The following is a 20357-nucleotide window of genomic DNA, read 5'->3' on the forward strand; positions in this document are numbered from 1 at the left end:
CGGATCCATCCCCGGTGCGGTGAGTTCCGGCCGATCTCGTGTGCTCAAAACGTGACGCATGTTCATCTTACTCGTGGGTCAACTTCGAAGTAATCTGCGTCACACCGGCCTTCGGGAGGAGCGGTCATGCGTGTGCAGATTGACAGGTTCAGGTCAAGACTGAGAGCGGGTGCCGCCGCGGCGGTGCTCGTACTGGGCGCGAGCCTGCTCGCGCCGCTCCCATGGGCGGCCCCCGCGGCCGCCGCCACGCCCAACGACTACTGCCAGGGGCAGTGTTCCGACATCCTGCCGCCGGGGGAGAACGGCAACGCCACTCTCGCCCAGATCCTGCTCAACCAGATCTTCGGCACCCAGCCCGACCACGCGGAGGACCAGCTCGGGCCGTACGCCAATCTGGCCACCGGGTACCAGGGCCTGACGAACGCCACGATCAACACCTTCTTCAACGACGCGTCCTTCGGCGTCCCCGCCGGCCAGGTGGCGTCCACCGTCTCGCCCCGCAGCGACGTGACGATCACGCGCGACAAGAAGACCGGTGTCCCGCACATCTCCGGGACGACCCGCTACGGCACGGAGTTCGGCGCGGGGTACGCCGCGGCGCAGGACCGCCTGTGGATGATGGACCTCTTCCGGCACGTGGGCCGGGGGCAGTTGACCTCGTTCGCCGGCGGCGCCCTGGCCAACCAGGGCCTGGAGCAGCAGTTCTGGCGCGCGGCCCCGTACACCGAGGCCGATCTGCAGGCCCAGATCGACTGGATCGCCTCCCACAACGGCGCGCGCGGCCAGCAGGCGTACGCGGACGTCAGCGCGTACGTGGACGGCGTCAACGCCTACATCGCCGCATCCGACAGCGGCCGCTACTTCCCCGGCGAGTACGTGCTGACCGGTCACAAGGACGCGATCACCAACGCCGGCACCATAGAGAAGTTCAAGCCCACCGACCTGGTGGCGCTCGCCTCCGTGATCGGCGCCCTCTTCGGCACGGGCGGGGGCGGCGAGGTGACCAACGCGCTGTCGCTGCTGGCGGCCCAGGAGAAGTACGGCGTCACCGAGGGCACCAAGGTGTGGGAGTCCTTCCGCGAGCGTGACGACCCCGAGGCGGTGCTCACCGTCCACAACGGGGAGAGCTTCCCGTACGCCGTGCGCCCCGACACCCCGCGCGGCACGGCGATGCCCGACGCCGGCTCGGTCACCGAGGAACCGCTGGTCTACGACCGCACCGGCACCGGCGCGACCGCCAAGGCCGCCGCCGCGTCCAGGAGTGCGGCGAATACGGCCCTGTCGGCCAACACCAGGGGCATGTCCAACGCCCTGCTGGTGAGCGGCGCGCACACCGCGAGCGGCCACCCGGTCGCCGTCTTCGGCCCGCAGACCGGCTACTTCGCGCCGCAGCTGCTCATGCTGCAGGAGATCCAGGGGCCCGGGATCAGCGCCCGCGGCGCCTCCTTCGCGGGTCTGAGCATGTACGTGGAGCTGGGCCGCGGCCCGGACTTCGCCTGGAGCGCGACGACCTCCGCCCAGGACATCACCGACACCTACGCCGTCGAGCTGTGCCAGGACGACGTCCACTACCTCTACCACGGCACCTGCACGCCCATGGAGAAGCTGGAGCGCAGCAACTCCTGGACGCCGACCACCGCCGACGGCACGGCCGCCGGCTCGTACCGGATGCAGGTCTACCGGACCAAGTACGGGACCGTGGAGTACCGCGGGACCGTCGGCGGCAAGAAGGTGGCGTTCACCAGCCTGCGCAGCTCCTACATGCACGAGGCCGACTCGGTGGTCGGCTTCCAGATGCTCAACGACCCGTCCGCGGTCACCGGTCCCGCCTCCTTCGAGGAGGCCGTGCAGCACATCAACTACACCTTCAACTGGTTCTACGCCGACTCCCAGCACACGGCGTACTACAACAGCGGCGACAACCCCGTCCGGCAGACCGGCGTCGACGGGACCTTCCCGGTCCGCGCCGAGAGCGCGTACGAGTGGCAGGGCTTCGACCCCGCGCACAACACCGCCGACTACACACCGACCGCCCAGCACCCGCAGTCCGTCGACCAGGACTACTACGTCTCCTGGAACAACCGGCAGGCCAAGGGGTACGACGCGGCCGGGTTCGGCAACGGCTCGGTGCACCGCGGGGACCTGCTCGACGACCGGGTCAAGCAGCTCGTCGCCGCGGGCGGGGTCACCAGGGCGCAGCTCACCCGGGCGATGGCCGACGCGGCGCTGACGGATCTGCGCGGCGAGGACGTGCTGCCGAACCTGCTGAAGGTGATCCGCAGCAGCGCCGTCTCCGACCCGGCGGCCGCCGCGGCCGTCACGAAGCTCGGCGACTGGGTCACCGCGGGCGCCAAGCGCAAGGAGACCTCGGCGGGTTCGCACACCTACGCCAATGCCGACGCGGTGCGCATCCTGGACGCGTGGTGGCCGCTGCTGGTCAAGGCCGAGTTCGAACCGGGCCTCGGCAGCGGGCTGTACGCGGCGCTCACCGCCAACCTGACCGTCGACGAGTCGCCCTCGGCCGGGCACGGCCCGACCGGCGCGCACGCCGGGAGCGCCTTCCAGTACGGCTGGTGGTCCTATGTCGACAAGGACATCCGCCAGGTCCTCGGTGAGCCCGTCCAGGGCGGGTTGGCCAGGAGCTACTGCGGCGGCGGCTCGCTCAGCGCCTGCCGGGACATTCTGATCACCACCCTGAAGCAGGCCGCGGCGGCGACCGCCGCCCAGGTCTACCCGGGCGACGAGAACTGCTCGGCAGGCGACCAGTGGTGCGCCGACACCGTGATCCAGCGGCCGCTCGGCGGCATCAAGCACGGCAAGATCAGCTGGCAGAACCGCCCGACCTACCAGCAGGTCGTGGAGTTCGCCGCGCACCGCTGACCCGGTGCGACCGCCCGTGCCGCGATCCGGGGCCCGGCCGTTTCGGCCGGGCCCCGGCCCGTGTCCGGGCGGCATGACCTTCCCTCTCTCTGACCGACCGCTTAGTATGCGAAGGGAGCCGTACGAGTCGAAGGAGACGCGATGGAAGCGCTGCGCGATGCCCGGGTGGTCGTCACCGGTGCGGGGGGCGGGATCGGTGCGGCGCTGGCCCGCCGATTCGCCGCGGAGGGCGCCCGTGTCGTCGTCAACGACCTGAACAAGGCCGCCGCCGAGGCCGTCGCCGAGGAGATCGGCGGCATCTGCCTGCCCGGTGACGCCTCGGGCGTGGTCGGGCCGGCCCGCGAGGCGCTGGGCGGCCGCATCGACCTGTTCTGCGCCAACGCCGGTATCGGCTCCATGGCCGGCCCCGAGGCCGACGACGAGGTCTGGCAGCACGTGTGGGACGTCAACGTCATGGCGCACGTCCGGGCGGCGCGCGAACTGCTCCCGGAGTGGCTGGAGCGCGGTGAGGGCCGCTTCGTGGCCACCGTCTCCGCCGCCGGACTGCTGACCATGGTCGGCGACGCCCCGTACTCCGTCACCAAGCACGCGGCCCTCGCCTTCGCCGAGTGGCTGGCCGTCACCTACCGCCACCGCGGCGTCCGCGTCCACGCCGTCTGCCCGCAGGGCGTGCGCACCGACATGCTGCGCGCGGCCGGCCACGCCGGCGAACTCGTCCTCGCCCCCGGCGCCATCGAACCGGAGGACGTCGTGGAGGCCGTGCTCCAGGGCATCGCCGACGAGCGCTTCCTGATCCTGCCGCACCCCGAGGCCGCCGGGTACTACGCGGCCCGGGCCGGCGACACCGACCACTGGATCGACGCCATGAACCGGATGCAGCGGAAGCTGGAGGAGGGGGGAGCGGCATGACCTCGTACGAGAGCAAGCCCTGGCTCAAGCACTTCAGGCAGGAGCTGCGCACCCTCCCCGACCCGCCGCCGACCCTCCTGCACACCTTCCGCGCCACCGTGGAGCGGGTGCCGGACCGCACCGCGCTCGCCTACTTCGACGCCCGGATCTCCTACCGCGAGCTCGACGAGCTCTCCGACGGGCTCGCCCGCCACCTCATCGGACGCGGCTTCACGACCGGCGACCGGCTCGCGATCGTGCTGCAGAACATCCCGCAGTTCGCGGTCGCCCTGCTCGCCGCCTGGAAGGCCGGCGGCAGCGTCGTCCCGGTCAACCCGATGTACAAGGAGCACGAGCTCGGCCACATCCTGCGCGACGCCGACGTGGCCGCGCTGGTGTGCTCCGAGCGCGCCTGGGACGCCTACATCCGCAAGACGGCCGCGGACTCCCCGGTCCGCATCCCGCTGACCACCAGCGAGCTCGACCTGCAGACCCGCGACGACCAGCGGGTTCTGCCAAAGCGGCGGACCGGTGCCGGGAGTACCGGGGGCGCGGAGGACGCCGAGGACCTGCTCGCCGCCGCCCACGCCGGCACGGTGGGTCCCGCCCTGGCCGGCCCCGGGCTCACCGGCGGGGACGTCGCGCTGATCAGCTACACCTCGGGCACCAGCGGCGTGCCCAAGGGCGCGATGAACACCCACGGCAACATCAGCTTCAACGCCGACCGGCAGCGCGCCCACAGCGTGCTCCCCGAGGGGGCGACGATCTTCGCGCTGGCGCCGCTGTTCCACATCACCGGCATGGTCTGCCAGCTCGCCGCCGGCATCGCCGCAGGTGCGACGGTCGCCCTCGCCTACCGCTTCGAGACGGGCGTCGTCCTGGACGCGCTCCGCGAGCACCGTCCCGCCTACATGGTCGGGCCGTCCACCGCCTACATGGCGCTGATGGCCCACCCGGAGGCCGTGCCGGAGGACTTCGCCTCCTTCCAGCTGCTGTACTCCGGCGGCGCGCCGCTGCCGCCCGCCCTGGTGGAGGCCTTCCGGGAGCGTTTCGGGCACTACCTCCGCAACGGCTACGGCCTCACCGAGTGCACCGCCCCGGCCACCAGCACCCCGCCCCATCTGGAGGCCCCGGTGGACCCGGTCTCCGGCACGCTCTCGGTGGGCGTCCCCGGTCCCGACACCCTCGTGCGGATCGTCGACGAACAGGGCGCGGACCTGCCCTTCGGTGGGCACGGCGAGATCGTGGTGCGCGGTCCGATGGTCGTCCCCGGGTACTGGCGGCTGCCGGAGGCCTCCGCGGCGGCCCTGCCCGGCGGCGAGCTGCGCACCGGCGACATCGGCTTCATGGACGAGGACGGCTGGGTCTACGTCGTCGACCGCAAGAAGGACATGATCAACGCCTCCGGCTTCAAGGTGTGGCCCCGCGAGGTCGAGGACGTCCTCTACACGCACCCCGCGGTGCGCGAGGCCGCCGTCGTGGGCGTCCCCGACGCCTACCGCGGCGAGTCCGTGAAGGCGTACGTCAGCCTGCGCCCGGACGCCGCCGCGTCCCCCGGGGAGCTGATCGCCCACTGCAAGGACCGGCTCGCGGCGTACAAGTACCCCCGCGCGATCGAGGTCCTGCCCGAGCTGCCCAAGACCGCCACGGGCAAGATCCTGCGCCGGGAGTTGCGGGCACGAGCGGACTGACGACATACCGCTCGGTACGCTGTCCCGCGCACCGTACGGAGAGAGGGCAGGCCATGGCACGGAGTACGACACCACCGAAGGCGGCCGCCACCGCTGTCCCGCAGCGGCTGCTCGCCGAGGCCACCCGGCTGTTCGCCGAGCGCGGGTACGACCGGACCTCGGTGCAGGAGATCGTCGAGGCCGCCGGAGTGACCAAGGGCGCGCTGTACCACTACTTCGGCAGCAAGGACGACCTCCTGCACGAGATCTACGGCCGGGTGCTGCGGCTGCAGATGGAGCGCCTGGAGTCGATCGCGGACAAGGACGAGCCCGTGCAGCGGCGCCTGGTCGAGGCCGCGGCGGACGTCGTCGTCACCAGCATCCAGAACCTCGACGACACCAAGATCTTCTTCCGGTCCATCCACCAGCTGAGCCCGGAGAAGCAGAAGGCGGTGCGGGCCGACCGCCGCCGCTATCACGAGAAGTTCCGCGCGCTGGTGGAGGAGGGACAGCGCGAGGGGGTGTTCCGGGCGGAGGCCCGGCCCGACCTCGTCGTGGACTTCTTCTTCGGCGCGGTGCACCACCTCGGCACCTGGTACCGCGAGGACGGACCGCTGTCCGCCGGCCAGGTCGCCGCCGATTTCGCCGACATGCTGCTGCACTCCGTGCGGCAGCCCTGAACAGGAGCCGGGAGCGGACCGCATGAAGGCATGGCGAGTGCACGAGAACGGGGAACCGCGCGAGGCGATGCGCCTCGAGGACCTCCCCGACCCGCAGCCCGGCCCCGGCGAGCTGCTGCTCACGGTGCGCGCGGCCGCGGTCAACTTCCCCGACGCGCTGCTGTGCCGCGGCCACTACCAGGTCCGGCCACCGCTGCCGTTCACCCCCGGTGTCGAGTTCTGCGGCGAGATCACCGCCGTCGGCGAGGGCGTCGAGGGACACCGCGCCGGCGACCGCGTCATCACCCCCGCGGCGCTGCCCGGCGGCGCCTTCGCCGAGCGGGCCGTCGTCCCGGCCGCCGGTGTGCTGCCCGCGCCGCAGGCGCTGGACGACGCGGAGGCCGCCGCTCTTCACATCGGCTACCAGACCGGCTGGTTCGGCCTGCACCGGCGCGCCGGCCTGCGAGCGGGCGAGACCCTGCTCGTGCACGCCGCGGCGGGCGGTGTGGGCAGCGCCGCGGTCCAGCTCGGCAAGGCGGCGGGCGCCACGGTCATCGGCGTCGTCGGCGGCCCGGAGAAGGCCAAGGCCGCCCGGGAGCTCGGTGCCGACGTCGTCGTCGACCGGCACAGCGAGGACTTCGTTTCCGTCGTCAAGGAGGCCACCGGCGGGCGCGGCGCCGACGTGGTCTACGACCCGGTCGGCGGCGACGCCTACACCCGGTCCACCAAGTGCATCGCCTTCGAGGGCCGTATCGTCGTCGTCGGTTTCACCAGCGGCACCATCCCCAGTCCCGGGCTCAATCACGCCCTCGTGAAGAACTACGCCGTCCTCGGCCTCCATTGGGGCCTTTACAACGCCCACGACCCGGCCGCGGTCCGGCGCTGCCACGACGAGCTGACCCGGCTGGCCGCGGAGGGCGCGATCAAACCCCTGGTGAGCGAGCGGGTCCCGCTCACCGGCGCCGCCGACGCCGTGCAGCGCGTCGCGGACGGCAGGACGACGGGACGACTGGTGGTCGTCAACAGCTGATCACCCGCGAGCAACCTGTGCGCCGCCTGGATCGTCTCTTCTCCAAAGGCCGGACCGCCGAACAGGGGGAGAAACGAACGATGCGGTGGTGCCTTGACGCACGCGGGCAGTGGACGGCCTGGGCGGTGACCCGGCTGCTGCTCGTGGGGGCGTCGCTGCGCCTCGGCCCGTTCAGCGGTCTCGGAGACCTCGACCCGTCGGTCTCGGAGGTGTACACGGGCTGGTACGCGGTGCTGCGCACCGGTGTCTTCCCCGTCGCCGACGTCACCTGGCAGTACCCGCCCGGTGCCGCGCTCCCGCTGCTCGCCCCGGGCCTGGTGCCGCTGCTGGACTACGGCCACGCGTTCATCGTCTGCTGCGCGCTGTGCGACGCCGTCGTGACCGCCGTCCTGCTCCGCAAGGGGCCCGGCACGGCGGCCGCGTGGATGTGGATCGGCGGCCTGCCGCTGCTGATCACGCTGCCCTGGAGCCGCTTCGACGTCTTCGTGACCGCCACGGCCATGGGCGCCCTCATCGCGGCGGGCACCCGGCGCCGCTGGGCCGACCTCGCCTTCGGGATGCTCGTCGGGCTCGGCGCCATGGTCAAGGCCTGGCCGCTGCTCCTGCTCGGCGGACTGCGGGCCGGCCCGCGGGCCCGTACCGCGGTCCTCACGGCGGCGGCGACCGCGGCGGCCGTCGCCCTCGGCTTCGCCGTCGCCATGCCCGGGGCCTTCGACTTCCTGGCCGCGCAGCGCGAACGCGGCATCGAGGTCGAGGCGACGGCGGCGCTGCCGTTCCACGTCGCCCGGCACTTCGGCTGGTCGGGGCGGTGGATGCCGCGCGACGGCTCCATGGAGTTCGTCGGCCCCTGGATCCGCGAGGCGGTCTGGGCCAGCGAGGCCTGCACGGTCCTGGCCTTCTGCTGGCTGCTGTGGTGGTGGCGGCGGGCCGACCGCAGGGGGCCCTGGGTGCTGCCGGACGCAGCACTGACGGCGGTGCTGCTCTTCGTCGTCACCAGCCGCGTCCTGAGCCCGCAGTACCTGATCTGGCTGATCGGCCTGGCCTCCGTCTGCCTGCTGCACCGCGGCACCTCGCAGCGGCCGGTCGCCGCCCTCCTGGTCGCCGCGACCGTGCTGACGACCCTGGACTTCCCGCTGCTCTTCCGCGACCTGCTCGACGGGTCCGTCCTGGCCGTGGGCGTGCTGACCGCCCGCAACCTGCTGCTCGTGGCCGCCGCGGCGGTCTCGGCGACCCGTCTGCTGCGGGCCACCCGCCGCGCCGGCACCGGCCCCGGGGCGGTCCACCTCGTCGCGGACGGCGAGACGCGGGGCGGGAAGGACGCGCAGGCGGTGGGCGTGGGCAGCCGGGCCGCCTGACCGGGCCGGCCGCGCACCGCTCCCGCACACGAAGGCGCCCCCGGGCGGGGGACCCGGGGGCGCCTTCGCAAGCGTGTGACGCTCAGCCCTCCCGGGGGGCGTACCGCTTCAGTTCACGCCGGGCGAGCGACCGCTTGTGGACCTCGTCCGGCCCGTCGGCCAGACGCAGCGTGCGGGCCGCCGCGTACAGCTCGGCGAGCGGGAAGTCCTGGCTGACGCCGCCCGCCCCGTGCACCTGGATGGCGCGGTCGAGGATCAGGCCGACCTTCGCCGGAGTGGCGATCTTGATGGACTGGATCTCGGTGTGCGCCCCGCGGTTGCCGACCGTGTCCATCAGCCACGCGGTCTTCAGCACCAGCAGCCGCAGTTGCTCGATCTCCACGCGGGCCTCGGCGATCCACTCCTGGACGACGCCCTGCGCGGCCAGGGGCTTGCCGAACGCGACCCGCCCGGTGGCACGCCGGCACATCAGCTCCACCGCGCGCTCGGCCATGCCGATCAGCCGCATGCAGTGGTGGATGCGGCCGGGGCCCAGCCGGGCCTGGGCGATGGCGAAGCCGCCGCCCTCCTCGCCGACCAGGTTCTCCGCCGGCACCCGAACGTCGTGGAAGGCCACCTCGGCGTGGCCGCCGTGGTCCCCGTCGTCGTAGCCGAACACCCGCATGCCGCGCCGGACTTCGAGGCCGGGCGTGTCACGCGGCACGAGGATCATGCTCTGCTGGCGGTGCCGGTCCGCGGTGGGATCGGTCTTGCCCATGACGATGAAGATCGCGCACTTCGGGTTCATCGCGCCGGAGATGTACCACTTGCGGCCGTTGACGACGTAGTCGCCGCCGTCGCGCACGATCCGGGTCTCGATGTTCGTCGCGTCCGAGGAGGCCACGTCCGGCTCGGTCATCGCGAAGGCCGAGCGGATCTCCCCGGCGAGCAGCGGCTCCAGCCAGGTCTTGCGCTGCTCGTCGGTGCCGAACTCGTTCAGCACCTCCATGTTCCCGGTGTCCGGGGCGGCGCAGTTGAGGGCGGGCGGGGCGAGGTGCGGGCTGCGGCCGGTGATCTCGGCCAGGGGCGCGTACTGGAGGTTGGTCAGGCCCGCGCCGCGCTCACCGGGCAGGAAGAGGTTCCACAGGCCCAGCTCCCGCGCCGTCGCCTTCAGTTCCTCCACGACCGGCGGCGCCGACCAGACCGCGTCGCCCTCGGCCGCCTCGCGCTGCCGGTGGAAGACCGGCTCGGCGGGGTACACGTGCTCGTCCATGAAGGCGAGCAGCCGCCCGCGCAGTTCCTCGGTCCTGGCGTCGTACGCGAAGTCCATGGTCAGCCTTCCTCAAGTGTGCGCAGGCCGTTGTCGATGAAGGCCGGGACGACGGCGCCGATCCGGTCGAAGCCGGCGCCGACGGTCTGGCCGAGGGTGAAGCGGTAGTGGATGCCCTCGAGGATGACCGCGAGCTTGAAGTACGCGAAGGCCGTGTACCAGGCCACCGCCGACACGTCGCGTCCCGATCCGGCGGCGTAGCGCTCGACCAGCTCGGCGGCCGAGGGGTGACCCGGGGCGCCGCCGGTGACGGACACCGGCGTGCCGGGGGTCGGGCGCAGCTCGCCGTACATGAGCAGCAGGCCGAGGTCGGTCAGCGGGTCGCCGAGCGTGGACATCTCCCAGTCCAGGACGGCCCTGATGGTGTCGTCGGAGCCGACCAGCACGTTGTCGAGCCGGTAGTCGCCGTGCACGACCGCCGCGGGGCCGGAGGCGGGCAGCCGCGTGCCCAGGGCGGCCGCGAGCTCGTCGATGCCCGGCAGGTCGCGGCTGCGCGAGGCGTCGAGCTGCTTGCCCCAGCGGCGCAGCTGGCGCTCCAGGAACCCGTCGGGACGGCCGAAGCCGGCGAGCCCGGCCGTGACGGGGTCGACGGCGTGCAGCGCGACCAGCGTGTCCACCAGGTCGAGGACGATGGCGCGGGTGCGCGCGGGGCCGAGTTCGGTGAGCTGCTTCTCGGTCCGGTAGGGCGTGCCCTCCACGAAGTCCATGACATAGAAGGGCGCGCCCAGGACCTCGGGGTCCTCGCACAGGAGCACGGCGCCGGGGACGGGCACGGAGGTGTCGCGCAGGGCGCTGATCACCCGGTGCTCGCGGCCCATGTCGTGCGCGGTCGCCAGGACGTGTCCCAGCGGCGGCCGCCGGACCACCCAGCGCGCGATGCCGTCGGTCACGGCGTAGGTCAGGTTGGACCGCCCGCCCTCGATCAGCTCGCCGTCGAGCGCGCCGTGCAGCAGGCCGGGCCGCTGCGCGTCCAGGTACCGCCGCAGCCGGTCCAGGTCGAGCCCCGGTGGGTTCTCCGTACCGCTCATCATGCTCCTCGCCACTGCCGAACCTGTCCCCGACATCATGCCGACCAGTCGGTATGTCGTCCAGTCCACCGCGTGAACCGGCGGCCGCGCGCACCGAGGTGCCCGCGCCCGGCGGCGCCGCGGGACGTGCGGCCATGATCCCGCCCACCGCGCCCGACTGCCTCTGCGGCCCGGCCGCGATGACGCTTTCGGCTGCGCCGTCGACCGGGACGCCTTTCCCCGCGCGTTCGCCGACGCCCACGCGGCCGACCCGCACCGCGTGCCGCGCCGCATCGGCGCGGGGGAGTCGCCCCGCGGGGCGCGCGGCTCGCCGAGGGGGACCCGGCCCCGACCTCGCCCCGGCGCCGGCCCAGGTCTGGACGCGGTCGCCGACGTGCCCGGTGGCCCGCGCGTCGCGAGCCGCTTCCCGGAGGCCCCCGTCCGGCATGCCGCCGGTGTGCGGGGCTCGGGCCAACGGCGGGGTCCGCACCCGGCGCCGTGCGCTTCGCCCTCTGGGACGCCGCGGCCGGGCCGGCGGCATGGGCACCGCCCCCCGCCGCGGTGGGCGGTGTCGTCGCCGCCCGTGCCGGCGTGGCTGCCGCCCGGTCGGCGTCGCCGGGGTGCGATCCGTGTCCGGACCTGTGCGTTCTTGACGAGTTTGGGGAGGGGACCTAGGGTCCGATTCTGATAGACGCATCTCAATCATGTATGTGAACAACGAGGGTGGGCGTTGATGACACACCGCAGGGACCTGACGATCACGGACGTACGACTCACCCCCGTCCTGATCTCCGACCCGCCGCTCCTCAACACCCAAGGTGTTCACCAGCCGTTCACGCCCCGGTTGATCATCGAGGTGACCACCGAGACCGGGATCACCGGCGTCGGCGAGACCTACGGCGACGCCCGCTACCTGGAGCCGGCCCGGCAGCTCGCCGACGCGCTGCCCGGTTGCGAGGTCAGCGACCTGAACAACCTGGTGCCGCTCGCCAACCTGGTGTGCGCACCGCCCCAGGAGACCTCGGACGCCGTGGACGCCGGCGGGCTGCGCGGCGTCCAGACCGCCGACAAGGTGCTGCTGTCGGTCGTCTCCGGCTTCGAGGTGGCGTGCCTCGACGCGCTCGGCAAGGCGCTCGGGCTCCCGGTGCACGCGCTGCTCGGCGGCAAGGTGCGCGACACCGTCGACTACAGCGCCTACCTCTTCTACCGCTGGGCGGAGCACCCGGACGGGCAGGGCCTCAAGGACGACTGGGGCGCGGCGCTCGACCCGGAGGGTGTCGTGGCGCAGGCCCGGCGCTTCGTCCGCGAGTACGGCTTCGCCTCGTTCAAGCTCAAGGGCGGCGTCTTCCCGCCCGAGGAGGAGATCGCCGCGGTGCGGGCGCTGGCCGCGGCCTTCCCCGGCATGCCGCTGCGCCTGGACCCCAACGGCGCCTGGTCCGTGGAGACCTCGCTGCGCGTCGCGGACGAGCTCGGCGACGTCCTGGAGTACCTGGAGGACCCCACCTCCTCCACCGCCCGCATGGCCGAGGTCGCGGCGCGCACCGACCTGCCGCTGGCCACCAACATGTGCGTCACCACGTTCGAGGAGATCCCCGAGGCGTTCGCCCAGGAGGCCGTCCAGGTCGTGCTCTCCGACCACCACTACTGGGGCGGGCTGCGCAACACCCGTGAACTTGCCGCGCTCTGCCGCACCTTCGGGGTGGGGGTGTCCATGCACTCCAACACCCACCTCGGCATCAGCCTCGCCGCGATGACCCACGTCGCCGCCACGGTGCCGAACCTGCACCACGCCTGCGACTCGCACTACCCGTGGCAGACCGAGGACGTCATCACCCGCCGCCACGAGTTCCGCGGCGGCCGGCTGGCCGTGTCCGACGCCCCCGGCCTCGGCGTGGAGCTGGACCGGACGGCCCTGGAGACCCTGCACCGCCGCTGGCTCGACGACGACGGCGGCCTGCGCGACCGTGACGACGCCAAGGCCATGCGCCGCGCCGAGCCCGGCTGGGTCACCCCCGCGGTGCCGCGCTGGTGAAGGCGGGCCTCAGGCCAGGCACTCCGGGACCCGGCCGCCGTTCAGCACCGCCATGTCGGTGATGATCCGCGCCAGGTCCAGCGGCGAGCCGGGCGGCAGCCCGTCCAGCTCCGCGTACGCGCGGTGCAGATTGGCGACCAGCCGCTCCGGCTCGCGCAGTGCCGCGAACTCCCCGGCGTCGGCGGTCCTGGCGACCTCCAGCGGTTCCCGCCCGGCCTTGTGGCCGTCCGCCGCGAGCTCGGTCACGAAGCGCAGGTAGCGCTCCGTCGTGTCGTACGCCGACGGGTCGCAGACCTGCCCGTGGCCCGGCACGACCACCTCGGCGTCCAGCGAGCGCAGCATCTCCAGCGCGTCCAGCGAGCCCGCCACGGAGCCCATCAGGACGAAGGGCGCGCCGCCGTTGAACACCAGGTCGCCGGTGAAGACCACCCGTGACCCGGGCAGCCACACCACGGTGTCGCCGAGCGTGTGGGCGACCCCGGGGTGCAGCAGCCGCACCTCCTCGTCGCCGACGTGCAGGGTCAGCTGCTCCTCGTAGGTGACCGTGGCGGGGACGACGGGCACCTCGCCGTAGTCCACGTCCGGCCAGATGGCGTGCAGCTGGTGCCCCGCGGCCAGCTGCTCCTTGACGCACGCCGTGTGGCCGACGATCCGGGCGCCGGAGGCGAAGACGCTGTTGCCGTTGGTGTGGTCGCCGTGGTGGTGCGTGTTGACCACGTACGAGGGCTGCGGCACCCCGGCGGCGGTCAGCGCGTCGCGCAGCAGCAGGGCGCGCCGCTCGGTGGCGGCGGTGTCCACCAGCAGGGTCGTGCGGCCGTCGCTGACGAACCCGGCGTTGTTGAGGCACCAGCCGCCGTCCGGCTGGACGTAGGCGTGGACGCCCGGCGCGAGCCGGGAGGTGTACGGAGCTTCGGTGTACGACGGTGACGGCATGGCTGCGCCCTTCCCTGGTGGACCCCGAAGAACCTAACAGGGAAGGGCGCAGGCCAGGCGGGGTGGGGTCCGCCCTCGACGGACCGGCTACAGGATCAGCGAGAGCAGCAGGACGAAGACGATCGCGACCACCGAGATGAGGGTCTCCATCGCCGACCAGGACTTGAGGGTCTTCGGGACGCTCATCCCGAAGTACTCCTTGACCAGCCAGAACCCGGCGTCGTTGACGTGCGAGAAGAACAGCGACCCGGCGCCCACGGCCAGTACCAGCAGCGCGGCGTGGGTGGAGGTCATGCCCTCGGCGAGCGGCGCGACCAGGCCCGCGGCGGAGATCGTCGCCACGGTCGCGGAGCCGGTGGCCACCCGGATCAGGACGGCGATCAGCCAGGCCAGCAGCAGCGGCGAGATGTGCCAGCCGTCGGACCAGGCGAGGATCATGTCGCCGATGCCGGCGTCGACGAGGGTCTGCTTGAAGCCGCCGCCCGCGCCGACGATCAGCAGGATGCCCGCGATCGGGCCGAGGGACTTCTCGACGGTGGTGGAGATCCGCTCCTTGGTGAAGCCGGCCGCCCGGCCGAGGGTGAACATGCCGAGCACGACGGCCGCCAGCAGGGCGATCAGCGGCGAGCCGATGACGTCGAAGATGCGGAAGACCAGGCTGCCCTGGTCGTCGACCAGGACGTCCACCAGTGCCTTGCCGAGCATGAGCACGACCGGCAGCAGCATGGTGGCCACGGTGGGGGCGAAGCCGGGCCGCTTCTCCAGCTCGTCCGAGGCGCGGGTGGGGGTGAGGTGCTCGGGCGGGGTGACCTGCACCCAGCGGTCCACGAAACGGCCGAAGAGCGGTCCGGCTATCGCGACGGTCGGCAGGGCGACGAGGACGCCGAGCGCGAGGGTGGTGCCGAGGTCGGCGTGGATGGCGTCGATCGCGGCGAGCGGGCCGGGGTGCGGCGGGACGAGACCGTGCATGACCGACAGGCCGGCCAGCGCCGGGATGCCGATCCGCATCAGGGAGTGGTTGCCGCGGCGGGCCACCAGCAGTACGACCGGGATCAGCAGCACGATGCCGACCTCGAAGAACAGTGGCAGGCCGATCAGTCCGGCGATCAGGGCCATCGCCCAGGGCAGCCGGCGCTCGCTGGTCCTCGCCAGGATCGTGTCGACGATCTGGTCCGCGCCGCCGGAGTCGGCGAGCAGCTTGCCGAGGATCGCGCCGAGCGCGATGAGCACGCCGACGCCCGCGACGGTGGTGCCGAGCCCGGTGGTGAAGCTGGTGATCGTCTTGGCCAGCGGCGCTCCGGCGACGGCGCCGAGCACACCGGTGCCGATGGTCAGGGCGAGGAAGGCGTGCATCTTCCAGCGGGTGATCAGCAGGACGATCACCGCTATGCCGACGAGCGCGGCGACGGCGAGCCGGGTGTCGCCGGCGCTGGTGATCGGCTCCGTCGCCGCCGGCGTCGCGGCCAGCAACTCGGCGCTGAGTGCAGACACGTGGGTACTCCGTTGTCAGTGGGGGGAGGGTGTCGGAGGGTGCGGGGCGCGCTCCGGGGGGCTCAGTGGGGGAGAGCCGCCAAGGCGCGCTCGGTGATCTGCTGCGGCCCGCCGTCGATCGTGACGACCGCTCCGGCCTCGTCCGGGTCGAGCGGTTCCAGCGCCTCGAACTGCGAGTGCAGCAGCCCGGCCGGCATGAAGTGCTGCATCCGCGCCGCGAGACGGCCGGCGATCAGCTCCTCGGGGCCGTCGAGGTGGAGGAAGAACAGGCCGGGCGTGTCCCTGCGGAGCCGGTCGCGGTAGCGGCGGCGCAGTGCGGAGCAGCTGACCACGCCGCCGCGCTCGCCGCGTTCGGTGATCCAGGCCGCGATCGCGTCCAGCCAGGGGGCGCGGTCCTCGTCGTTCAGCGGGTGCCCGGCCGACATCTTGGCGATGTTGGCGGGCGGGTGGAAGTCGTCGGCCTCGGCGTACGGGACGCCGAGCCGCCCGGCGAGCAGTCCGCCGACGGTGGACTTGCCCGATCCGGAGACCCCCATGACCACCACCAGGGGCAGCCGCGGGCCGTCCGGGCCGTTGTCCGTCATCGCTGGTACCTCCTCGTCCGGGTGACGGCCCTCAGGAAACGGCATAGGTACTACTTATTCAAGGGGTCGAAATCAAATCGTCATACGAATCAATCCCGCATAGGCTGTCGCCATGGATCGGCAGGGAGAGAACGGCGGCCTGCACGCCCGGGTCCTGGCGGAACTCGGCCCCGCCATCGCCTCCGGCGTCCACCCGCCCGGCACGGTGCTGCGCATCGACGAGATCGCGCGCGACTTCGGCGTCTCCCGCACCGTCGTCCGCGAGGCCGTCCGCGTGCTGGAGGCCATGCACCTGGTCGAGTCCCGGCGCCGGGTCGGCATCACGGTGCGCCGCACCGAGGAGTGGAACGTCTTCGACCCCGCCGTCATCCGCTGGCGCCTGGCCGGCGCCGACCGGCCCCGCCAGTTGCGCTCGCTGACGATGCTGCGCACCGCCGTCGAGCCGGTCGCCGCCGCCCTCGCGGCGGCGGCGGCCACGCCGGCCCAGTGCCGCGAACTGACCGTGCTCGCGGCCGAGATGGCTGCGGCCGGACGGGCGGCGGACCTGGACGCCTACCTGGTCCACGACGTCGCGTTCCACCGCGTGATGCTCCAGGCGTCGGGCAACGAGATGTTCGCCCGGCTCGGCGACGTGGTCGCCGAGGTCCTGACCGGCCGCACCGAGCACCACCTGATGTTCAGCGCCCCCGACCCGGAGGCGGTCACCCTCCACGTCCGGGTCGCCGAGGCCGTCCGCTCCCGGGACGGCGAGACCGCCGAGCGGCTCATGCGGGAGATCTGCGTGGGCGCCATGCGCGAACTGGACATCCTGGCGCCCTGACACCGCCCGGCCGCCGGGACCGAGTCGGCTCAGCCCGTGGGCCCGGCGTGGCGCAGGATCGTGTCGACGGTCTCCTGCGGGGTCTGCTCGCCGGTGTCCAGCCACAGTCCGATCCGGGGGGTGCCCGAGCGCAGCGCGCGGTCGAGCCGGGCGGGTGTGACGACGGCGTCGTAGGCCCGCTTGGCGCGGGCTGCCTCCCGCGCGGCGACCGCCCGGGGCGGCGGGACGAGGACGACGACGTGCAGCGGCCTGGTGCGCAGCAGCGCGATGGTGCGCGGCAGTTCGTCGCCGAGGATCACGTCCTGCAGCACGGGCGTGAAGCCGGCGGCGGCGTACGCGTCGGCGCTCGCCGCGGCCAGCGCGTACCGCAGCCGCATCTGCCGCAGCGCCTCCTCGTCCGGGCCGTCGTCGTGTTCGTCGCCGGGGTGGCCGGGGTGGCCGGGGGCGGGCTCGGCGCGGCCGCCCACGATCATCCGGCGGAAGACGTTCCCGCGGATGTGCGCCGACCTCGGCAGCCGCTCGGCCAGTGCCTGCGCCACGGTGGACTTGCCCGAAGCCGGGATCCCGGTGATCAGGAACATGCCTCGCACCGCCGCCGTCTGTCGCGGAACCGGTAACGGGTCGTCACAAGGCCCTCCCCTCAGGGGAATTGACGTGTCAGGGGCGAATCTAGGGTCGAACGCGCCGGCAGCGGAATCCCTGGTGACGGACGACTGGAAACCGGATGACCGGCCGGGCCCCGGAATGGTCGACTGGTGGCCATGACCTCCCCGCCCGGCGCGCGCCCCGCCCCGCCGCAGCCCTACCGCTGGACGCTGTCGCGGGCCGGCGGCGGGCGTCGCCCCGACCGCCTCGGCGCGCTCGCCGAAGGGGGCGAGCCGCCCCGGCTCTGGTTCCTGCCCGAGCTGACGACCTGCGCGGGCAAGGTGCTCGCCCGCTCCGGCGGGGCCGATCCGTGCTTCGTGGGGCGTTCCCTGGACAGCATGTACGACCTGCTCAGCGGTGCCTTCGAGGGTTCCTCGTGGGACGGGCGGCTGCTGCGTCTGCCGCTGTCGCTGCGGGCGGCCGGCGCGGGGCTTGACGCGGCGCACACCCGCCGGCTGCGGGAGCACCTGGCGGCCGCCGGGCTCGCCCCGTACGACCTGGCCCGCCGCACCCGGCCGGTCGCGCTGGTCGACGTGGTGGACGGGGGCACGACGTACGACGTGCTGCACGGCGCGCTGGCCGGCTGGGCGGCAGAGAGCCGCGAGCCCTGGCCGGTGATCCGCCGCAAACTGCGCTTCGTCGGGGTGACGATCCGGGAGCGGACCAGCCCGAACACCTGGCGCTGGCGGCAGCACACCGAGGGAGACTGGGCCCGCGCCCTGCCGGCCGGGCACGTCGTGAGCGTGTCACTGGACGCCCGGGTGTGGGCCTACCTGGGCAACCACCAGGACAAACTGCAACCCTCGTTCCCGCCCCGCCGGTGGTTCGACGACTGGGCCGGCGAGCCCTGGCACCGCCCGGGGCTGCCGGCGGCCCTGGCCGAGTCGCTCGCCCTGGTCCGGGCGGGCCGCGGCCGCGCCGTGCGCGAGCACCTGATCCGTGTCATCGGCGCCGAGCCCGGCTTCGCCGACCGGAACGTCCGGGCGCTCGTCGCGCCGTTGCGGCGTCAGCCGCGGGCGCGGTCCTCCATGACCGGGCGCAGCCGCTCCAGCAGGCCGTAGAGCGCCTCCCGCTCCCCGGCGTCGAGCACGTCGAGGGCGCCGTGGGTGGCCTGCATCTCGTCGCGCACGCGGCGCATCGTCTCGCGGCCCAGATCGGTGGCGACCACGTTCTTCACCCGGCGGTCGGCCGGGCTCACCTCGCGGCGCACAAAGCCGTGGGCCTCCAGACGGTCGACGATGCCGGTGATGTTGGACGCGTCGCACACCAGCCGCTCCGCGAGACCGCGCATCGGGACCGGGCCGTGCAACTGGGCGAGCACCTTGGCCTGCATGGACGTCAGCCCGTGCCGCGCCGCCGCGGCCGCGAAGTCCTGCCACTGGGCGGTACCGATGGCCGCGAGCAGCTCCAGCAGCTGGATCTTGGAGGGCGGGGCGACGGCCGGCGAAGCCGGGGCGGTCGGGGCGTTCCGGGCGCTCATGCTGCGAGTGTACTCAGGTACTTGACATTGTGAACCATTTGCTTGACGTGCCCAAGTTCCCGCGGGCGCGGCGGCCCGGGCTCACAGGAACAGCAGCGCCGACCCGAGGAGGACCAGCACCAGGACGCACAGCCCGGCCCAGGCCGCCCACGGCACGCTCAGCACCGGCGGCCGGGCGTCGTCCAGCACGGCGATCCTGCGCTGCGCGACCGCCGTGAACGCCAGCCACACCAGCGCGCACACCGCCACCTCGCAGATCGCGCCCGCCGACACCCCGTGCAGCAACGACTCGCGCCCGGCCAGCAGCGCCGCCACCGCGAAGGCGAGGGTCGTGCGCCGCCACGCCAGCCGGGTCCGTTCCGGCTGCAGCCCGGGATCACGCGACGGGGTCCGGCCGGCGTCCATCAGCCGGCCCGCCCCAGCACGGCGGTGAGCAGCAGCGTCACCGCCATCGCGGCCACCACCACCGCCAGCAGCGCCGGGAACCGCGAGACCGGCAGGTCCTCCCCGCGCCGCATCGCCCGCTCGCAGCGCACCCAGTGGTTGACCGCCCGGACCGCGCACATCGCCCCGCCCACGACCAGAACGACCGCCAGCGTCACCCGGACCGGACGCTGCAGGTCCCGCAGGAACTGGTCCACGGCGAAGCCGCCGCCCACCAGCGCCAGCGCCGTGCGCAGCCAGGCCAGGAACGTCCGCTCGTTCGCCAGCGAGAAGCGGTAGTCGGGGGTCGTGCCCTCCGTCCGCATCCGTTCCGGGGCGAACCACAGGCCGACCGCCCGTGCGGTGTTCCGGACAGCGTCGATCACACGGTTCACCCTACCCACGCCGGGACAACCCCCGGCGTCCACGGGCTGCCGCCCAGGGGAGGGGTGCGTGACGTCCGCGGTCGTGGCACCGTACGGAGATCACCGGCGACCGGACGGCGGAGGCGCGGCATGGACGACACGGACGACACGGACGGGGCGGCGCGCTCGGCGGACGAGCTGCTGGACATCGTGGACGAGCAGGACCGGGTCGTCGGGCAGGCCCGCCGCGGCGAGGCGACCGCCCGCGGACTGCGGCACCGGTGCGTGTTCATCCTGGCCAGGGACGCCGGCGGCCGGATCTTCGTGCACCGCAGGACCGCCGGGAAGCTGGTCTTCCCCTCCCTGTACGACATGTTCGTCGGCGGTGTGGTCGGCGCGGGCGAGACGTACGACGACGCCGCCCTGCGCGAGGCCGAGGAGGAACTCGGCGTCAGCGGGCTGCCGCAGCCCACCCCGCTGTTCGGCTTCCTGTACGAGGGGACCGGTGCGGCCGCCGGCCACACCTGGTGGTCCCGGGTGTACGAGGTGCGCTGCGACCTGCCGGTCGCGCCGCAGGTGGAGGAGGTGGCCTGGCACGCCTTCCTCACCGAGCGGGAGCTGGAGGACGCGCTCCCGCGCCGCGCGTGGGTCCCCGACGGACTGGAGGCCTACCACCGGCTGCTCGCCCGGCGCCGCACCGCGCGCTGACCGCCGCCGCCCGCCGTGTGCCGCCGCCCGGCCCGGGTCCCGGCCCTTCTGCCCGGCGGGGCACCGCCGGTAGCGTGC

Annotated in this window: 19 protein-coding genes; 10 read left to right on the plus strand and 9 right to left on the minus strand. The window is 73.3% G+C overall.

The features are described 5' to 3' along the window. Positions 1-126 precede the first annotated feature (126 nt). The 6 genes from PV364_RS22250 (at position 127) to PV364_RS22275 (ending at position 8482) form a co-directional block, all read left to right on the plus strand. Entirely contained in the window at positions 127-2880 is a 2754-nt protein-coding gene (locus tag PV364_RS22250) for a penicillin acylase family protein (protein WP_319661926.1), read from the plus strand. 141 nt (positions 2881-3021) lie between these two features. Further along, a complete protein-coding gene (locus tag PV364_RS22255) occupies positions 3022-3789 on the plus strand; it encodes an SDR family oxidoreductase (RefSeq protein WP_319661927.1) in 768 nt (255 codons plus the stop codon). Then, on the plus strand, positions 3786-5459 hold the full coding sequence (locus PV364_RS22260; RefSeq protein WP_319661929.1) for an AMP-binding protein: 1674 nt from the start codon (positions 3786-3788) through the stop codon (positions 5457-5459). The genes PV364_RS22255 and PV364_RS22260 overlap by 4 nt, the downstream gene beginning before the upstream one ends. A 53-nt stretch (positions 5460-5512) precedes the next feature. Further along, complete coding sequence (locus PV364_RS22265; protein ID WP_319661930.1) at positions 5513-6118, plus strand: TetR/AcrR family transcriptional regulator; 606 nt, start codon at positions 5513-5515, stop codon at positions 6116-6118. A gap of 22 nt (positions 6119-6140) precedes the next feature. Beyond that, positions 6141-7127, plus strand: a complete 987-nt coding sequence (locus PV364_RS22270) for an NADPH:quinone oxidoreductase family protein (RefSeq protein WP_319661931.1) — start codon at positions 6141-6143, stop codon at positions 7125-7127. An 80-nt stretch (positions 7128-7207) separates the two neighbouring features. Continuing rightward, positions 7208-8482: a glycosyltransferase family 87 protein gene (locus PV364_RS22275; protein ID WP_319661932.1), complete on the plus strand. Its 1275-nt coding sequence runs from the start codon at positions 7208-7210 to the stop codon at positions 8480-8482. A gap of 82 nt (positions 8483-8564) precedes the next feature. Here PV364_RS22275 and PV364_RS22280 read toward each other — a convergent pair whose 3' ends face one another. After that, positions 8565-9791 (minus strand): acyl-CoA dehydrogenase family protein, encoded by a 1227-nt coding sequence (locus tag PV364_RS22280; RefSeq protein ID WP_319661933.1) that lies wholly within the window; start codon positions 9789-9791, stop codon positions 8565-8567. Between the two features lie 2 nt (positions 9792-9793). After that, the gene (locus PV364_RS22285) at positions 9794-10819 is read right to left on the minus strand and encodes a phosphotransferase family protein (protein WP_319662052.1); all 1026 of its coding nucleotides are present in this window, start codon (positions 10817-10819) and stop codon (positions 9794-9796) included. A 712-nt stretch (positions 10820-11531) separates the two neighbouring features. Between PV364_RS22285 and PV364_RS22290 the strand changes: the two genes are divergently transcribed. Further along, entirely contained in the window at positions 11532-12830 is a 1299-nt protein-coding gene (locus PV364_RS22290; protein WP_319661934.1) for a glucarate dehydratase family protein, read from the plus strand. Between the two features lie 9 nt (positions 12831-12839). Here PV364_RS22290 and PV364_RS22295 read toward each other — a convergent pair whose 3' ends face one another. The 3 genes from PV364_RS22295 to PV364_RS22305 form a co-directional block, all read right to left on the minus strand. Next, a complete protein-coding gene (locus PV364_RS22295) occupies positions 12840-13763 on the minus strand; it encodes an MBL fold metallo-hydrolase (RefSeq protein WP_319661935.1) in 924 nt (307 codons plus the stop codon). 87 nt (positions 13764-13850) lie between these two features. Then, positions 13851-15254 (minus strand): gluconate:H+ symporter, encoded by a 1404-nt coding sequence (locus tag PV364_RS22300; protein ID WP_319661936.1) that lies wholly within the window; start codon positions 15252-15254, stop codon positions 13851-13853. A gap of 62 nt (positions 15255-15316) precedes the next feature. Then, positions 15317-15838, minus strand: coding sequence for a gluconokinase (locus PV364_RS22305; RefSeq protein ID WP_319661938.1), 522 nt, complete (start codon positions 15836-15838; stop codon positions 15317-15319). Between the two features lie 112 nt (positions 15839-15950). Here PV364_RS22305 and PV364_RS22310 point away from each other — a divergent pair, with 112 nt between their 5' ends. After that, the gene (locus tag PV364_RS22310) at positions 15951-16658 is read left to right on the plus strand and encodes a FadR/GntR family transcriptional regulator (protein WP_319661939.1); all 708 of its coding nucleotides are present in this window, start codon (positions 15951-15953) and stop codon (positions 16656-16658) included. A gap of 29 nt (positions 16659-16687) precedes the next feature. Here the strand turns inward: PV364_RS22310 and PV364_RS22315 are convergent, their stop codons facing one another. Beyond that, entirely contained in the window at positions 16688-17239 is a 552-nt protein-coding gene (locus PV364_RS22315) for an AAA family ATPase (protein WP_319661940.1), read from the minus strand. 180 nt (positions 17240-17419) lie between these two features. Between PV364_RS22315 and PV364_RS22320 the strand changes: the two genes are divergently transcribed. Further along, entirely contained in the window at positions 17420-18364 is a 945-nt protein-coding gene (locus tag PV364_RS22320) for a hypothetical protein (RefSeq protein WP_319661941.1), read from the plus strand. Here PV364_RS22320 and PV364_RS22325 read toward each other — a convergent pair. The 3 genes from PV364_RS22325 to PV364_RS22335 form a co-directional block, all read right to left on the minus strand. After that, positions 18310-18783 carry a MarR family transcriptional regulator gene (locus tag PV364_RS22325; protein ID WP_319661942.1) on the minus strand — a complete coding sequence of 158 codons (474 nt, stop codon included), beginning with the start codon at positions 18781-18783 and terminating at the stop codon, positions 18310-18312. The two genes, PV364_RS22320 and PV364_RS22325, sit on opposite strands and share 55 nt — an antisense overlap. 81 nt (positions 18784-18864) lie before the next feature. Beyond that, positions 18865-19188: a DUF202 domain-containing protein gene (locus PV364_RS22330; RefSeq protein WP_319661943.1), complete on the minus strand. Its 324-nt coding sequence runs from the start codon at positions 19186-19188 to the stop codon at positions 18865-18867. Beyond that, positions 19188-19532 (minus strand): YidH family protein, encoded by a 345-nt coding sequence (locus PV364_RS22335; RefSeq protein ID WP_319662053.1) that lies wholly within the window; start codon positions 19530-19532, stop codon positions 19188-19190. The genes PV364_RS22330 and PV364_RS22335 overlap by 1 nt, the downstream gene beginning before the upstream one ends. Before the next feature lie 189 nt (positions 19533-19721). On the opposite strand from PV364_RS22335, the gene PV364_RS22340 reads away from it, so the two are divergent. Continuing rightward, a complete protein-coding gene (locus PV364_RS22340) occupies positions 19722-20279 on the plus strand; it encodes an NUDIX hydrolase (protein WP_319661944.1) in 558 nt (185 codons plus the stop codon). Positions 20280-20357: the final 78 nt, after the last annotated feature.

Origin of the sequence: Streptomyces sp. MI02-7b (assembly GCF_033793585.1) — a bacterium.
GTDB lineage: Bacteria > Actinomycetota > Actinomycetes > Streptomycetales > Streptomycetaceae > Actinacidiphila.